We start from the raw sequence: 16269 nt of genomic DNA, 5'->3' as shown, positions 1-16269 counted from the left end.
CTAAATTGATTGCGCCCTGAGCTTGTTAATACAAGCCAGAGTAACTTACTTATAGCAACAAACAGCTTCATCAATATTTTTATCAGCTGCTACTGTGCCATTTCATAAAACACATTGGGCCAGTAAAATTACTGCTTGAATACCCAACATGTTACAATGTAACATGTTGGGTATTTCAATATACTTTAATCGTAAATATATATACAAAATCTCTGTTAATGTTATGTAAACTGTCATAACTGTTAAACAAAATCTAAAAGTAATAATGTGCCAAAAGGAAGCCCATGTTAGTTAAATTCATAAAAATAACCTTGCTATCGTTAACCACAATTGCCTCTGCAAATGCGACGATACAACAAACAAAGGGTGACTTTGTTGATAAGTTTCGTCAATTAGATGAAAGTTTGCCAACACCAAATGTTTACCGTAATGCGGCTGGTGAACCGGGCCATAAATATTGGCAACAACAAGTTGATTATCAAATCAAAGCCAAACTTGATGAAGAAAAACGTCGTATCGAAGCGAGTCAAAAAATAACTTACTACAATAATTCACCCGATACATTGAAGTACTTATGGGTGCAATTAGATCAAAACAAATTCAGAAATGACTCACTTTCGGCGAAAACGACAACTTTTGGCGGTATCGGCAGCAGAGGCCCAGCAACGGCATCAGCAACCTCTAGCAAACCAGCACAGTTAAGCCTAGACGCACTTCGTCGTCAACAATACATGGATGACAATATCGTAGGTTATGATATTCAGTCAGTCACCGATAACCAAGGCAAAAAGTTACACTATGTTATTGTTGGCACAAACATGCGCATTGATTTACGCAACAAATTAACGCCAGGTAAACAGGTTAAATTTGCTATTGATTACGCATTTAATATTGTTGAAGAAGATGCTGTTTCTGCCCGTTCAGGTTACGAACACTTTCCCGACGATGCCCGCAAAGGCGGTAATGACATATTCCTTTTAGCACAGTGGTTCCCTCGCCTGCATGCTTATACCGACTATGAAGCATGGACCAACAAAGAATTTATTGGCCGTGGTGAGTTTACCCTAGAGTTTGGTAATTATGATGTTGAACTCACCGTACCAGCAGATCATATTGTTAGCGCTACAGGTGAGCTAACCAATGCTAAAAAAGTGCTGACTTCTGAGCAACGTAAACGTTTAAAAGCCGCTGAAAAATCTGAGCGCATTGTATTTATTGTTAGCGAAGAAGAAGCCTTAGAAAACGAAAAAGCAGGTACCAATAAAACCAAAACATGGAAATTTAGTGCTGAAAATGTTCGCGACTTTGCCTGGGCATCATCGCGTAAATTTATGTGGGATGCGCGCGGCCACCAACAAGGTGGTGAAGAACAACCTTTGGTAATGGCCATGTCGTTTTATCCAAAAGAAGGCGGTGATTTATGGAAGAAATATTCCACTGAATCAATCATACATACCTTAGAAGTTTATTCGCGTTTCTCATTTGATTACCCATACCCTGTTGCGCAATCAGTCAATGGCCCTGTTGGCGGTATGGAGTATCCAATGATCACATTTAACGGACCACGTACTGAATTACAAGAAGATGGTAGTCGCACTTATAGCCAAGCAGAAAAACGCTTTTTAATTGGTGTAGTTATACATGAAGTTGGGCATATATATTTCCCTATGATCGTTAACTCTGACGAACGTCAATGGACATGGATGGATGAAGGCTTAAACAGCTTTTTAGATGGTGTAGCTGGGCGTGAGTGGGATCCAACCATTCCATGGGGAGTAGAGCCTCGCGATATCGTAGGCTACATGAAATCGTCAATTCAAGTGCCTATTATGACACAGTCAGACAGTGTTTTACGTTTAGGCCCAAATGGTTACACAAAACCCGCTGCAGCGCTGAATATCTTGCGTGAAACCATTTTAGGTCGCGAGCTTTTCGACTTTGCATTTAAAGAATACGCCACGCGCTGGAAGTATAAACGCCCTACACCATCAGACTTTTTCCGCACTATGGAAGAGGCTTCTGGCGTTGATTTAGACTGGTTCTGGCGCGGTTGGTTTTACAGCACAGATCACGTTGATATCTCATTAGATAAAGTATCTAAATTGCGCTTAGACACCAAAAACCCTGACATTGATTTTAACCGCCTGCGCCAAGAAGAGTTGGATAAGCCACTGTCTAAAACTGATGAGCGCAACAAAGCTGAAGGTAAAGAGTTATGGGTTGATCGCTTTTCAGACATCACTGATTTTTATGACGAAAACGACCGTTTTACCGTGACGAATAAAGAGCGAAATAGCTATCAAAAATTTCTTAAGAAACTAAAGCCTTGGGAACGTAAAACACTAGATCGCGCGATTAAAGAAGACAAAAACTACTACGTGTTAGATTTCTCTAATAAAGGCGGTTTAGTGATGCCGATTATTTTAGAACTAACATTTACCGATGGCAGCAAAGAAACTCAATATATTCCTGCTGAAATCTGGCGCCGTACGCCCAAGGCTGTTAGCAAGTTGATTATTACTGACAAAGATAAAGAACTCGCCAGTGTCACGGTTGATCCTCGTTGGGAAACCGCAGATGTAGATGTGCATAACAACCACTACCCACGTCAAATTATTCCGTCACGTATCCAAGCATATAAAAAGAAGAAATCTACACAAAAGGTATCTCGAGACATCATGCAAGATATAAAAACAGAATTAAAGAAAGACGAAAAGGATACTAAAGGTAACAATGAAGAGTAGTAATCATTTCATTATTATGCTGATAGTGGGGCTGCTTTTAGCAGCTCCACACGCTATTGCTCATCAGCAAAAATCGGCTATTAGCACAGTGTCATTCAACCCCAACACACATAACATCGAGGTTATGCATCGTTTTAGCATTCATGACGCTGAACATGCGGTTAAACATATTTTTGGTAAAAATGCCGATATTATCGGCTCAAAAAAAACTCAAGATCAGTTTAACAATTATATAAACAAACACTTCGCAATATTTGCTGATGGTAGCGCTTTACAGTTAACTGCTATTGGCTATGAAAACAATGGACAATTTTTTTGGGTGTACCAAGAGGCAGCCCAGCCACCAGCATTGAAAACGCTCAGCATTCGCCACAATGCACTGCAAGAAATATGGCCTAGCCAAGTAAATACCGTCAATATTGAAGGCAAAGGAAAACTACAAACGATGATTTTTGATGACTCTGTAGAGTTACTTGAAGTGACGTTTTAGCACTCTTATATAACCTAATTTGATGGGCGTATATTTATTACCTAACGGTTATGAATACCACGCCCTTTATCAGAATATGTTCAACAAACAACCACAACGTTAGCCATTAAGGGCCGATGAAAAATCTTTAACACTTAATAAAGATAAGTGATTCACGAAGTCAGTAATGCAAAGCAATATTTCTGATTCATTAAACGTTTGTTCTTTAGATGTACGACCTAAATTCACCTGCCTTTGCCCTTGAAAGTCTTTTTATTATTTAACAATAAACGATTATCGATGAGCTCTGGCTGGAGCTTACGGCAATATTACAACTGATAAGTGGCTTACAACTGGATATGGCTCAAAAATCTAACATTAATCTGATGAATAGCTATTTACTCTATTCATCATTAACAATACCTGACACCATTTTATTGCTTCTAAAGTTCATTTGCAGCGGTGTGAAGTGTGCAAAATAACGTAATGCGACATAACTAACCACCAAAGTAGCAACCATAAGTTCAAATACGGCTAAGCTTTGTATTGGGTTAATATATTCTACGTCTATATTGCTGCTAACCATCCAATCAGAAAATTTAAATAAAGCCGTTGCACCAATAACCATTGGAAAAGTAAACGCAGCATATCCGGGGCAAAATGACCGACGTAACAGTTTAAAAAAAGCAATATAAATAATACAAGTCATCAATATCGCTAACACCAAAAATAAGCTAACAATGACGATATCAGGCTCAGCTACAACACTAAAATAACCTGCTAGCGACAAGCTCGCCGGTGCCGCCAAAATAGCTAATGTTGGCTGCGCCTCATCAGGTATTTTTTTAACAAATATAATACGGTAAATCATTAACGGTAACATCAGTACATAAACCGCCATTCCCAAGACTAAAACCCCATGAGCAAGCCACATTAACGCTGGGTTGCCTGAAAAAGCAACATCAGCGACAATAATACCCACAGGAGGAATAAACCAGCTTGGTACCATATGCTCGATGTTAAAGCTGCGACTACGATAATATAAAAAGTTGATTAAAAAATACAAATGCAATAGAAGAGCTAACAGCCAGAGACTATCCCCTATTCGTGCATTAAACTGCCCAATTGAGTTAGAAACAACCATAACAGTCATAGCAAAGGTAGGCACAACACTGCCAACAATAGGGTGTGCTAAATCCGCTTTTAGCAATTGTGGATGTAGTAAGAACTTAGCAGCAAGCAAAAGAATTAGCATACTGGCTAAACCAGCCCCGACTAACTGCCCATAGCCATTTAAATTAAAAATATTTTCCCATGCCCACCCCAAACTCGCGATAGCGAGCGCTAGTCCACCGATAGGTGTTGGTAAAATCATAATTTTTTCTTTAACAAACCTGAGCAGCATCATTTATCCTAACTATTTATCATATTTAGTATAAGTTTATGCTTGCAATACGTTAAGATAAATCTAATTATATAAAACATACGTTCAGATAAACTAAACACAATATGAGTAATAATATTTCACTGAAACAATTGCGAGTATTTGTCGGTATTACTCAGCACCGCACACTAACAACGGCTGCAGAAGCTATGTTTTTATCAAAAGCAGCGGTTAGCATGGCATTAAGCGAATTAGAAAAGCAGCTAGGTAACCCATTATTCGACCGAGTCAATCATCGCCTTATTTTGAATCAAGAAGGGATAAAACTTTTACCCTTAGCTGACGAAATTCTTAATAGGGCTAGTAATATAACCGCATTATTCGATCAAAACTCGCCAGCAGTCGGTACATTAAAAATAGGCGCAAGTGACACTATCGGCAATCACTTACTACCAGCAATGTTAAGTAGCTTCAGGTTGCAGCACCAACATTATTCTCAGCAAATATTTATTTCCAACTCCGCACTTATCTGCCAAAAATTATTAGACTTCGAACTCGACATTGCCCTAATTGAGGGGCAAGCACAGTATAAAGATTTAACATCGACAGTTTTTAATCAAGATGAAATGTGTATTATTGCCGCACCTTCACACCCATTAGTGCAGCAAGACTGTGTAAACATTGTTGACTTGGAAAATAGCGAATGGGTGCTTAGAGAATCAGGCTCAGGTTCTCGTACTTTTTTCATGCACCACTTGGCGCAACAAATTGAAAACTGGCAAGAAAGCTTCGAGCTTAATACCACGGAATCGCTGATAAACTGTGTTGCCGCCGGCTTAGGGTTTGGTTGCCTTTCGGCCCTAGCGGCGCAATATGCATTAAAAGATGGCAGAGTAAATCAACTTAAACTGCCTGCAACAATGCACCGTCAATTTTGGTTAGTATTACACAAAGATAAATATCAAACCCCATTATTGCGGCAATTTATCAATTTTTGCCACCAAGGTAATTTTTTGCAATCAAGTTAATAAAGTATCAAGCTGCAACTAAATTGTGCTAATGGCATATACTCGTCTGCTCTATATCTACAATTGACTGTCAAACAACCTTTAAAAGTTCACGGCTGATAAAGAAATGTGACATGAGATCACAGCTATCTAATTAAAAACATTAATAAATTTATGTTTATTTTGTATTCACATCTATATGAAAAACCTAATTAATGCTATAAAGCTCGTTTAGTTATTCGGCCGAACTTGAGTACTTATGATTTCAAATAGTAAACAAAACATAACCGCAATAGATTTAGTACAAAGAAGTTTATTGTCTTGTTCAAAAATGACCACTATTTATCAAGCGGCAATAAAGATAAGAGAGAAAAACACCAGCTCTATTCTTATTATGAGTAATGAGAAAGTAATCGGCATTTGGACTGAAGCAGATAGTAAAAAATTAAACTTTGACGCTATAAATTATTATGACACCCCTATTCATAAGTTTATGAGTACACCTGTTATAACCATAAATGAACAAATGCCTTTGCAAGAAATTATCATGACATTTCATCGCCATCGTGTACGTCATTTATTAGTGGTTAATTCAGAAAAGCAAATGATAGGAATTGTCAGTCAGAGTGATGTCATAAAAAAACAAGGTGTTGAGCATTATCTTCGTTTGCGAAAAATTAAAGATAACTATAATCCCAAAGTACCTATAGTACTAGGGAACTTGCCGGTAAGTGCTGTAGCTAATGCAATGTCTGAATATAATTGTTCATCAGCTCTTATTCGTCACCATCAAACAAATGAGTTTGGCATCATCACAGAGCGAGACTTATTAAGGCTCGTCGCCGATAAATACAATAATAGTGATGCCTGGTCTTCTTCAGCACATCCGCTAATTACTATTAATGAGGAAAGCACGCTCTATCAAGCTTACTTTTGCCTTCAAGAACATAAAATTCGACATTTAGTCGTCCAAAACGTGCAACAAGAAGTCGTTGGCGTCCTCTCGATAGAGCATATTTTATCTGATATTGAAATTGCATACTTTCAGAAATTAGAAAGCGTTTTAGTTGAGCGAGATAATGCACTGGCGCAATCTAAAAAAAACTTAGTGTTTGCCGAAAAAATTATAGAGTCATCGCTTGATAGCATCATGGTAACTAACGGCAAGAGTATTATATTGTCAGTCAATGCCGCGTTTACTCGTTTAACAGGTTATACAGAGGAAGAAGTCATTGGTAAATCATCCAATATTTTAAGCTCAGGCAAACATGACAAGACGTTTTATCAGAAAATGTGGCAAGGCCTTTTAGAAGACAAGAAATGGCAAGGAGAAATTTGGAACAAAAAAAAATGTGGCACGCTTTACCCCGAGTGGCTAACCATAGTGCAAATTAATGACAGTGATAGCCCTGAAGCAATTTATGCTGCAATTTTTAGTGATATTACACAGAGAAAACTCGCAGAGCAACGAATTCATGCCCTTGCCTTTTATGATGAACTAACCGGCTTGCCCAACCGACGCCTTTTCAATGATAGGTTTGAGATTGCACTGTCAACTGCCCATAGAAATCAGCAATTAGTAGCTGTGCTATTTTTAGATCTGGACCGATTTAAACAAATTAATGATAGTTTAGGGCATAACATTGGCGATGAGATATTAATCGCCACGGCTAAAAGAATACAAAGCAGTATAAAAGAAGGTGATACCGTCTCTCGATTTGGCGGTGATGAGTTTGTTATTCTCTTAACAGAAATGACATCTTTAAAAGATATTGTTGGGGTTATCGAGCGAATAGCGACAGTATTAAATCAGCCTCATCAACTCGATACACTTGAACTCCAGATCACCTCTTCTATTGGCGCCTCTGTTTATCCTGAAGATGGTCTCGACTCTGAAGCCTTACTCAAACATGCAGACACCGCCATGTATAAAGCCAAAGATGAAGGAAGAAATTCATACCAACTGTATTCATCAGAAATGAATACCATTTCGATGGAACGATTGATGACAGAAAATTACCTTCGCAGTGCATTGAAAAAAAATGAATTTGAACTTTATTACCAACTTCAGGTAAATAGTATTACTGAAGAAGTGGTCGGTATTGAAGCCTTATTACGCTGGAATCATCCGGACCTTGGTCCTGTTTCCCCGGCCCACTTTATACCGATGGCAGAAGAGATAGGCTTAATTGTTGAAATTGATAAATGGGTTTTGACACAAGCCTGCAAGCAAAGAAAAATATGGCAACAGCAGCATTTTGACTGCGGACGTATTGCCATTAACATTTCCTCTCAGCACTTTAAGCACAATTTGATTGATTCTATTAATTTCGCTCTGAAAGAAAGTGGCTTATCACCCGCTTTACTTGAAATAGAAGTTACCGAAAACTGCTTTATTGAAAACATCAAACATGCCAGTGCTACATTACAAAAAATTCGACAGCTAGGCATTAAAAACTCAATTGACGATTTTGGTACAGGCTTTTCATCTTTGAGCTATTTGACTCAATTGCCCTTCGATACTTTAAAAATTGATGCAAGCTTCATATCAAAGCTGCCTGGCGACCTCAAACAATGCCAGATCGTAAAATCGATTATTGCCATGGCTAAAGGCTTAGACTTAACGTTAGTTGGAGAGGGTGTTGAAACAACTGCACAAACTCATTTTTTAACAGTTAACGGCTGCGATGTAATACAAGGATATTTATATTCAGTACCTGAAAATGCTAAAAGTGTTACTGAACGCCTCGCAGAGCAACAATTATTAACAACCTAATGAATATGAAGGGTGAAGTAAGTAAGCATTTACTTTTTACTTAAGTAAATCTAAACAGCCATCATCTTCAGCAATAAATAACCGTAAAAAAACCTGCCGAAGCAGGTTTTTTTATTCAAAAGCGTTAAGTAGCTAATGCTATTTATGCGCCGAGTAAATTGTTCAATTCAAGACGCTTCATTACGACGTTTAGTGTTTCTAAACGAGTGATGAAGCAACGAAGAAGTTAGCAATTTAATCAAGCATAAATTACATCATGCCACCCATGCCGCCCATACCACCCATGCCGCCCATATCAGGCATTGCAGGTGCGCCAGCATCTTTCACTGGAGCGTCGGTGATCATAGCTTCTGTCGTTAGCATTAAACCAGCAACTGAGGCAGCAAATTGTAATGCGCTACGCGTTACTTTAGTTGGGTCAAGAATACCCATTTCTAACATATCGCCGTAAGTACTGTTACCAGCATTGTAACCGTAATTACCTGTACCGCCGTTACGCACTTCATTTAGCACAACTGAGGCTTCGTCACCTGAGTTAGTTGCGATTTGACGTAAAGGAGCTGACATAGCACGAATAGCAACGTTAATACCGTGAGTTTGGTCTTCATTGATACCTTCAAGGTCTTTAATTGCAGCGGCAACACGAACAAGTGCAACACCACCACCAGCAACTACGCCCTCTTCAACCGCTGCACGAGTTGCGTGTAATGCATCTTCAACTCGGGCTTTTTTCTCTTTCATTTCCATTTCTGTTGCTGCGCCAATTTTGATAACAGCAACACCGCCAGCTAATTTAGCTAGGCGTTCTTGTAATTTTTCTTTGTCGTAGTCTGAAGAAGAGTCTTCAATTTGGCCGCGAATTTGTGCAACACGTGCCTGAATTTCATCTTCTTCACCAATACCGTCAATGATAGTCGTATTATCTTTAGAGATAACAACACGCTTAGCTTGACCTAAGTCTTCTAAAGTTGCTTTTTCAAGCTCCATGCCGATTTCTTCAGAGATCACAGTCGCTTTAGTTAATGTTGCGATATCTTGTAACATCGCTTTACGACGGTCACCAAAACCTGGTGCTTTAACAGCAGCAACTTTCACGATACCACGCATATTGTTAACAACAAGAGTAGCAAGTGCTTCGCCTTCAACGTCTTCAGCAATAATTAATAATGGCTTACCGGCTTTAGCAACACCTTCTAATGTTGTTAATAACTCACGAATATTAGAAACTTTTTTATCTACTAATAAGATGAATGGGTTTTCTAGTTCAACGCTACCACTTTCTTGGTTGTTAATGAAGTAAGGAGAAAGGTAACCGCGATCAAACTGCATACCTTCAACAACGTCAAGTTCATCAGTAAGTGCCTGACCTTCCTCAACAGTAATTACACCTTCAGTGCCTACTTTGTCCATTGCTGTTGCAATGATTTGACCTACTGTTTGATCAGAGTTAGCAGAAATAGTACCTACTTGTTCAATCGCTTTGTTGTCGCTACATTCTTGCGATAAACCTTTAAGCGCTTCTACAGCGGCAACAACAGCTTTGTCGATACCACGCTTAAGATCCATTGGGTTCATGCCAGCAGCAATTGATTTTAAGCCTTCGTTTACAATCGCTTGTGCTAATACTGTCGCAGTTGTTGTACCGTCACCCGCTTCATCGTTAGCTTTAGAGGCAACTTCTTTCACCATTTGAGCGCCCATGTTTTCGAATTTATCTTCTAATTCGATTTCTTTCGCTACTGATACACCATCTTTAGTGATCGTAGGGCCGCCAAATGATTTATCTAATACTACGTTACGGCCTTTAGGACCTAATGTAACTTTTACTGCATCTGCTAATACGTTAACGCCTTTAAGCATTTTAGCGCGTGCGTCATTACCAAATAATACGTCTTTTGCTGCCATTTTTATGGTTCCTTATAAACTGTGCTTTGTACCGAACTTAATCCGTACAATAAAATGAGTGGAAAGTTATTAATTTATTCAACGATGGCTAAAATGTCAGACTCTGACAAGATTAGTACTTCTTCGCCGTCAATTTTTTCAGTTTTCACGCCGTAACCTTCACTGAAGATCACCTGGTCGCCAATTTTTACATCTAACGCACGTACGTCACCGTTTTCTAACATTCGGCCCTTGCCTACTGCTACAACTTCACCACGTGTTGATTTCTCAGCAGCACTACCTGTTAATACGATACCGCCAGCAGATTTTGACTCAACTTCTTTACGCTTAATGATCACACGATCGTGTAATGGACGAATACTCATTTTGTTCTCCTGAGATGTTCAATTTAATAAAAAATTAAGGATTTTAATTTTGTTGATTCAGAGATGGGGATTAAATGAAACTTCACAAGTCCATCTCGATATTTTTTTAATCTTTACGCTCATATTCACCATCTAAGGTTTGGCCTTTATGCGGTGACTGAATATGGTCTTGAAATGGGCTATCCTGGTGAGCAGAAAAATCATCTTGACTCTGACCAGGGTTATGACTGTGAAATTGGAAGCTTTGTTGGCTAGCACTATTAGTTGTAATATGTGACTTAACACTACCGGCAATAGCATGACGAACCCCCGGAATTAACAAACTCAAACCAAAAAAGTCAGTCACAAAACCAGGTGTTACAAGCAATACTCCTGCTACCAGCAACATAAGCCCAGTCACAATTTCATCAGAAGGCATTTGCCCTTGCGCCATTTTTGTTTGTACCGAGTTTAAGGTTGCCAGCCCTTGCTGACGTACATATTTTGCGCCTAACCATGCGGTAAATATAACAATAGCGATCGTTGGCCAAATGCCAAAAATTGCACCGACTTGCATTAAAACAGATATTTCAATAATCGGAATAATAATAAAAAATACAAATAACAGGCGAAACATAGTCGCTCCTAATCATCTTTGATGAAACTAATATGGGGGTTAACGGGTCTTTTTCAAGCAAGTAAGCTTTTTAGCCATTTGTTATTAGCTTGTATTAAGTAAAATTACGTCTGATAGCTGGTTAACGCTTATAGTGCGCTGATAATATTTAAACAAATGTAACCAGTACTAGTATCTTGTAATAAGTTAAGTTTTTATTAAGGTATTTTTGATAAGCTAGTAAATAACATTATGCTTTTGCCACTTTATTAGTACGATTGAAGTGTGTTATTGGCCGAGGCAGTCAATGGCTTGTATAGATATTTTGGCTAATATACTTTCGCGGTATCGTTCACGAAAGTATATCGTTAGTAGTACAAAAACTTCAAACCTTACTAGCAGTCAATTAGCGCATTTTATTGCCCTGATAGTGCTATTAAGCAATGGTCATAGACGAGGTTGTCACTTTGAACATCCAGCAAGGTGATTATCAATATTTAAACTGGATCAATGAGTATTTAAAATAACGGTTATGAAAAAAGTTGTTGCTGTTTTTTGGTTAATTCTTGCCAGCTTATCTTTTGTTATTTCACCTGTAGCAAACGCACAAGAATCTATTTTTAGCTCTTCTGCTTCGTTATTTAGTAATGATAATGAATTCTTAAAAGTAGATGAAGCTTTCCTTTTTGATTTTCATCAACAAAAAAATAAACTACAAATTAGCTTTAATATTGCTGATGGGTATTATTTGTATCGTCATCAGTTTAAGTTTTCTACTGAAAATGCCGTTGTCGTACCGGTAAACTTACCCGAAGGTGAGCATCATGAAGATGAGTTTTTTGGTGTTCAGCAAATATTTACCGGACAATTAGCCTTCACGGTTGATATTGAACAAGCTGATCGCGATGCTAGTATTACCGTGCGTTATCAAGGCTGTGCATATAAAGGTTTGTGTTATCCACCAACCAAAAAGACCATAGATTTAAGTAAAGTTGACTTAAGCACGAATACAAATAACAACACGCAAAACGTGCTTTCAGCGTTAAATAGTGAGAGTGCGCAAAAAACTAATAGCACAGCACCAACCATCGCCAGTAACAGCAGCGAGCAGCATCAACTCGCAGACATGCTTAAAGGTGACAATATTTGGGTAACACTGATCGCATTTTTTGTTGGCGGTTTACTGTTATCGTTTACTCCTTGCGTTTTCCCTATGTATCCTATTTTAACCGGTATCATTGTTGGACAAGGCGATAAGCTTTCAACAAAAAGAGCCTTTGCATTATCATTTGCTTATGTTCAAGGTATGGCTGTTACCTATACCTTACTCGGTATTGTGGTAGCTATTGCCGGTGCACAATTTCAAGCGATGTTTCAACACCCGATCGTGCTAATTGCGTTAAGTGTTTTATTCATTTTCTTAGCGCTATCTATGTTTGGCATATTTAACTTAGCCTTACCAAGCAGTTGGCAAAATAAACTCAATCAATTAAGCAGCAATCAAAAAGGTGGCTCTTATGTTGGTGTATTAGTGATGGGAGCAATTTCTGGTTTAGTCGCTTCGCCATGCACCACGGCCCCATTAACTGGTGCACTTTTGTATATTTCTCAATCTGGAGATATTTTACTCGGAGCATCAGCTTTATACGCATTAAGTTTAGGTATGGGGTTACCTTTATTAGTACTCGGTAGTTCGGGAGGTAAATTATTACCTAAAGCTGGTAACTGGATGAACGTTATTAAAAATATATTTGGCTTATTGTTACTGGCCGTACCTATTTTCTTACTTGAGCGTTTCTTACCTGTTGTCGTGATTGAAATTATGTGGGTTATCCTTATTTTATCTGCGGCCGGTTACTTCTACACTGTCAATCAAGACTCAAATAAAACTTTTGGCTTTGGTCTACGCAGTGTATTAATATTTTTATTATTCTTTGTTGGCGCCAATAAGGCTTACCAGTTGGTTTATCCTAACAGCCAAGTTTCCGTATCACAGCAAAGTCAACAACATGGTTTTGTGCATGTAAAGAACTTAGCAGAGATGAATCAAGCAATTGCTAAAGCTAACGCACAAGGTAAAACAGTTATGGTTGACCTTTATGCTGACTGGTGTGTTGCTTGTAAAGAGTTTGAAGAGTACACATTCTTTGAAGCCAACGTACAAAAATCTCTATCGGATACCGTATTGTTACAAATAGATTTAACTGATACGGGCTCAACAGACAGTGTTGAACTAATGTCTCACTTTGATATTTTTGGTTTACCGTCAATTTTATTTTTTGACAAGCAAGGTAATGAATTATCACAACGAAGAGTTACAGGGTTTATGGGCGCTGATGAATTTTCAGCTCATGTAGATAACACATTTTCACTCTAACTTTCATTCTGTATACGTCAAGCTGACAGTCATTGAACAAAAAGCGCCAAAGGGCGCTTTTTGTTTGTATGAACGGTTAAAATTAACGTAAATATGATGCACTAACTTCTGCACAGGTTACATCGCTTTTAAAAGAGCGATAAAGTAGAGTCGGCCTAATCGCATTGCCACCGCAGGCTCCATAAACTGTTAATTGTTTGGTATCTATTTAAGTTAATTTACTAAAACCTTCCATTTACCATCAACCATTTCGCGATGAATGAAATCTAATACTTCAGTGTCAGGAATGGGTTTGGAAAAATAATAACCTTGAATGAGATCACAGTCATTTTCGGTTAAACTACGTAATTGTGCTTGTGTTTCTACCCCTTCAGCAATAACGGTTAAACCTAAATTTTTCACCATAGCAATGGTTGACATAATAATTTGAAAATCAGCATGGTTTTCTAACATACCAAAAACAAAGCTCTTATCTATTTTAATAACATCCACAGGCATACGTTTTAAGTAGGCTAGTGATGAATAGCCAGTACCAAAATCATCGATAGCAAAGCTAAAGCCTAACGCACGTAATGCGTCCATAGTTTCTATGGCTTTATCAATATCTTTAACTAATGTTTGCTCAGTTAACTCAAGTTCAAAGTTATGCGCACTGACATCGAATTCTTTCAGTAATTCTTGTAAATAATCAGGCAAATTAACATCGGCAAACTGTGCGGCCGATAGATTAATCGCTATGATAACATCACTAACGCCAATATTTTTCATACTACAATACAGTTCAAAACAGCGGCGAATAACCCAATAGCCCAATTCAATCATATGTTCTGAATTTTCTAAAATTGGGATAAAGTCATCTGGAGAAACCATGCCGCGTTCAGGATGCTGCCAGCGCAGTAAAGCTTCAAAACCATGTACTTTATTGGTTTTTGCTACAAGTTGTGGCTGTAAACTTAAACTGAACTGCCCTTTGGCAAGCGCCTGTTTTACTTCTCCCTCCATCATCACTCGATGCGCAACGCGTTGCAGCATATCACCATGATAGGTAAAGTATTGGTCGCCACCATTATTTTTTGCTTCATACATAGCAATGTCGGCATGACTAACTAGCTCACTGGCTTGAATCACACTTCCATCAGACATCGCAATACCAATACTACTTGTGACATAAAACAAACCTGTATTGATTTTTATTGGCTGCTGAAAGCTTTTAATAATTGCTTTAGCTATACGTTGTGCATTTTCATGTGAAGTATTACTTTCTAATAAAATAACAAATTCATCACCACCGAAACGACAGACCATACCGGCGCTACCAACACTTAGGTTGATTCTATTTGCTGCCTCAATAAGTAACTTATCGCCTTCACCATGACCATGACTGTCATTTACTTTTTTAAAATCATCTAAATCAAGAAACAAAATACCGATATTACAATTATTGCGCGTGCCATTTTGTAAGTACTTACGTAGCTGATAGTTCAGCATATTGCGATTAGGTAAGCCGGTTAATAGGTCATACATGGCAATATTTTCAAGTTCTTTGGTTTTTTGTGTTATTTCTATATTGAGTTTTTCTAGTTCATAGCTCAGCTCTGTTGTGGCATTAATCAGCACATCAATCTCATCAGGAAACACTTTAGACTGCGGTATTTTTGTTTCGCGGAACTGCTCAAATTCTTTTCGAGCGAGTAAAGGTAAAATATCCGAAAGCACCAATAACCTTTTCGTGAATGGTCCTGCAACAAAGTGCACCATAAAAGCTAAAACAATAAAGATGCCGAGGGCTGATAATATGAACTGCATGCGATAAGCTTGATACTTATCAGTGAATGAGCTGACATCATCAACCTGCGCCATATAAAAATCTTGTGTAGCTGAAGACGCTAGTGGCAGTAAGTTAATCAAATAGCTATTTTTTTTATGCTCAACTTGTAAACCACCAGCTTTCACATCTGACAATAGCTTTGCCGGATTGTCCTCAGTGAAAAGTGTTTTCATTAGCTGTGTAGCAGATGAAGTAATAATATTTGCTTGGGCTAATGTCGCAGCTTGAGTTTTATCAAAGGCAACAATGGCAACTTGGTTTTCTAATGCTTGATTAATTGCATAGATAACATCAACAAATGATATCGCCATCGTCACAATAGCCATTTCACCTCTAGCATTCAAGATAGGTATTGAGACAAGTTGTTGACATTGTTGAACACAACTTAAGTAATCATCAGGAGCAAAGCTCTGACTCACTCGCTGCATACTTGCAAGTACTTGCTTTGACAAGGGCGTAGATTGGTAAATGGGCTTAAAATCATCAGAAGCTAACCATAAGGCTTCGACATTATGGTTAATTTGCAAGGCATCAAACTGCTGCTCTAATGCCTTAGCTGCATGGTTAAAGTTTGGCTGTTCTTTTAGTTGTATAAGGTCGGTAAATGACTCTAGCCAAATCCGCGCTTGTTCTCTAACAATACGACTTTGCATGTTAAACTGCGCATTACCTTGTCGTAATTTAGTGCTCTGGTATTGAGAGAACTCTTGCTCTAACCTGGTGACAGACAGCACTGAAATGGACAAACTTAACAGTAATAAAGCACCGACAACCAGTATAAATAATTTGACTGAGACACTGACAAAACTGACCTTCATG

The 16269-nt window shown here is 38.3% G+C and carries 10 protein-coding genes; 5 read left to right on the top strand and 5 right to left on the bottom strand.

Annotated features, from left to right (window positions below):
• Positions 1-284: 284 nt before the first annotated feature.
• Positions 285-2744, top strand: a complete 2460-nt coding sequence (locus B0169_RS16385) for a M1 family metallopeptidase (protein ID WP_077287790.1) — start codon at positions 285-287, stop codon at positions 2742-2744.
• Positions 2734-3234, top strand: a complete 501-nt coding sequence (locus tag B0169_RS16380) for a DUF6702 family protein (RefSeq protein ID WP_235838608.1) — start codon at positions 2734-2736, stop codon at positions 3232-3234. The genes B0169_RS16385 and B0169_RS16380 overlap by 11 nt, the downstream gene beginning before the upstream one ends.
• A 382-nt stretch (positions 3235-3616) precedes the next feature.
• Here B0169_RS16380 and B0169_RS16375 read toward each other — a convergent pair whose 3' ends face one another.
• Positions 3617-4615, bottom strand: coding sequence for a TDT family transporter (locus B0169_RS16375; protein ID WP_143323578.1), 999 nt, complete (start codon positions 4613-4615; stop codon positions 3617-3619).
• A 107-nt stretch (positions 4616-4722) separates the two neighbouring features.
• On the opposite strand from B0169_RS16375, the gene B0169_RS16370 reads away from it, so the two are divergent.
• A complete protein-coding gene (locus tag B0169_RS16370) occupies positions 4723-5625 on the top strand; it encodes a LysR family transcriptional regulator (RefSeq protein ID WP_077287786.1) in 903 nt (300 codons plus the stop codon).
• A gap of 238 nt (positions 5626-5863) precedes the next feature.
• The gene (locus B0169_RS16365; protein WP_077287784.1) at positions 5864-8380 is read left to right on the top strand and encodes an EAL domain-containing protein; all 2517 of its coding nucleotides are present in this window, start codon (positions 5864-5866) and stop codon (positions 8378-8380) included.
• A gap of 249 nt (positions 8381-8629) precedes the next feature.
• Here B0169_RS16365 and groL read toward each other — a convergent pair whose 3' ends face one another.
• From groL to B0169_RS16350, 3 genes are all read right to left on the bottom strand, one after another.
• The gene (gene groL / locus B0169_RS16360; RefSeq protein ID WP_077287783.1) at positions 8630-10285 is read right to left on the bottom strand and encodes a chaperonin GroEL; all 1656 of its coding nucleotides are present in this window, start codon (positions 10283-10285) and stop codon (positions 8630-8632) included.
• A gap of 74 nt (positions 10286-10359) precedes the next feature.
• Positions 10360-10650 carry a co-chaperone GroES gene (locus tag B0169_RS16355; RefSeq protein WP_077287781.1) on the bottom strand — a complete coding sequence of 97 codons (291 nt, stop codon included), beginning with the start codon at positions 10648-10650 and terminating at the stop codon, positions 10360-10362.
• Between the two features lie 106 nt (positions 10651-10756).
• Positions 10757-11266 (bottom strand): FxsA family protein, encoded by a 510-nt coding sequence (locus B0169_RS16350; RefSeq protein ID WP_077287779.1) that lies wholly within the window; start codon positions 11264-11266, stop codon positions 10757-10759.
• Positions 11267-11777: 511 nt separating this feature from the next.
• Here B0169_RS16350 and B0169_RS16345 point away from each other — a divergent pair.
• Entirely contained in the window at positions 11778-13622 is a 1845-nt protein-coding gene (locus B0169_RS16345) for a protein-disulfide reductase DsbD (RefSeq protein ID WP_077287777.1), read from the top strand.
• A gap of 213 nt (positions 13623-13835) precedes the next feature.
• Here the strand turns inward: B0169_RS16345 and B0169_RS16340 are convergent, their stop codons facing one another.
• On the bottom strand, positions 13836-16268 hold the full coding sequence (locus B0169_RS16340) for a bifunctional diguanylate cyclase/phosphodiesterase (RefSeq protein ID WP_143323577.1): 2433 nt from the start codon (positions 16266-16268) through the stop codon (positions 13836-13838).
• Position 16269 lies beyond the last annotated feature (1 nt).

It is taken from the genome of Cognaticolwellia aestuarii (genome assembly GCF_002000025.1).
Lineage (GTDB): Bacteria > Pseudomonadota > Gammaproteobacteria > Enterobacterales > Alteromonadaceae > Cognaticolwellia > Cognaticolwellia aestuarii.
This window is presented reverse-complemented; position numbering and strand designations above follow the sequence as displayed.

Coding starts and splice junctions, on each gene's coding strand:
- B0169_RS16385 (WP_077287790.1), top strand. CDS start 285: ATGTTAGTTAAATTCATAAAAATAACCTTGCTATCGTTAACCACAATT.
- B0169_RS16380 (WP_235838608.1), top strand. CDS start 2,734: ATGAAGAGTAGTAATCATTTCATTATTATGCTGATAGTGGGGCTGCTT.
- B0169_RS16370 (WP_077287786.1), top strand. CDS start 4,723: ATGAGTAATAATATTTCACTGAAACAATTGCGAGTATTTGTCGGTATT.
- B0169_RS16365 (WP_077287784.1), top strand. CDS start 5,864: ATGATTTCAAATAGTAAACAAAACATAACCGCAATAGATTTAGTACAA.
- groL (WP_077287783.1), bottom strand. CDS start 10,285: ATGGCAGCAAAAGACGTATTATTTGGTAATGACGCACGCGCTAAAATG.
- B0169_RS16355 (WP_077287781.1), bottom strand. CDS start 10,650: ATGAGTATTCGTCCATTACACGATCGTGTGATCATTAAGCGTAAAGAA.
- B0169_RS16350 (WP_077287779.1), bottom strand. CDS start 11,266: ATGTTTCGCCTGTTATTTGTATTTTTTATTATTATTCCGATTATTGAA.
- B0169_RS16345 (WP_077287777.1), top strand. CDS start 11,778: ATGAAAAAAGTTGTTGCTGTTTTTTGGTTAATTCTTGCCAGCTTATCT.
- B0169_RS16340 (WP_143323577.1), bottom strand. CDS start 16,268: ATGAAGGTCAGTTTTGTCAGTGTCTCAGTCAAATTATTTATACTGGTT.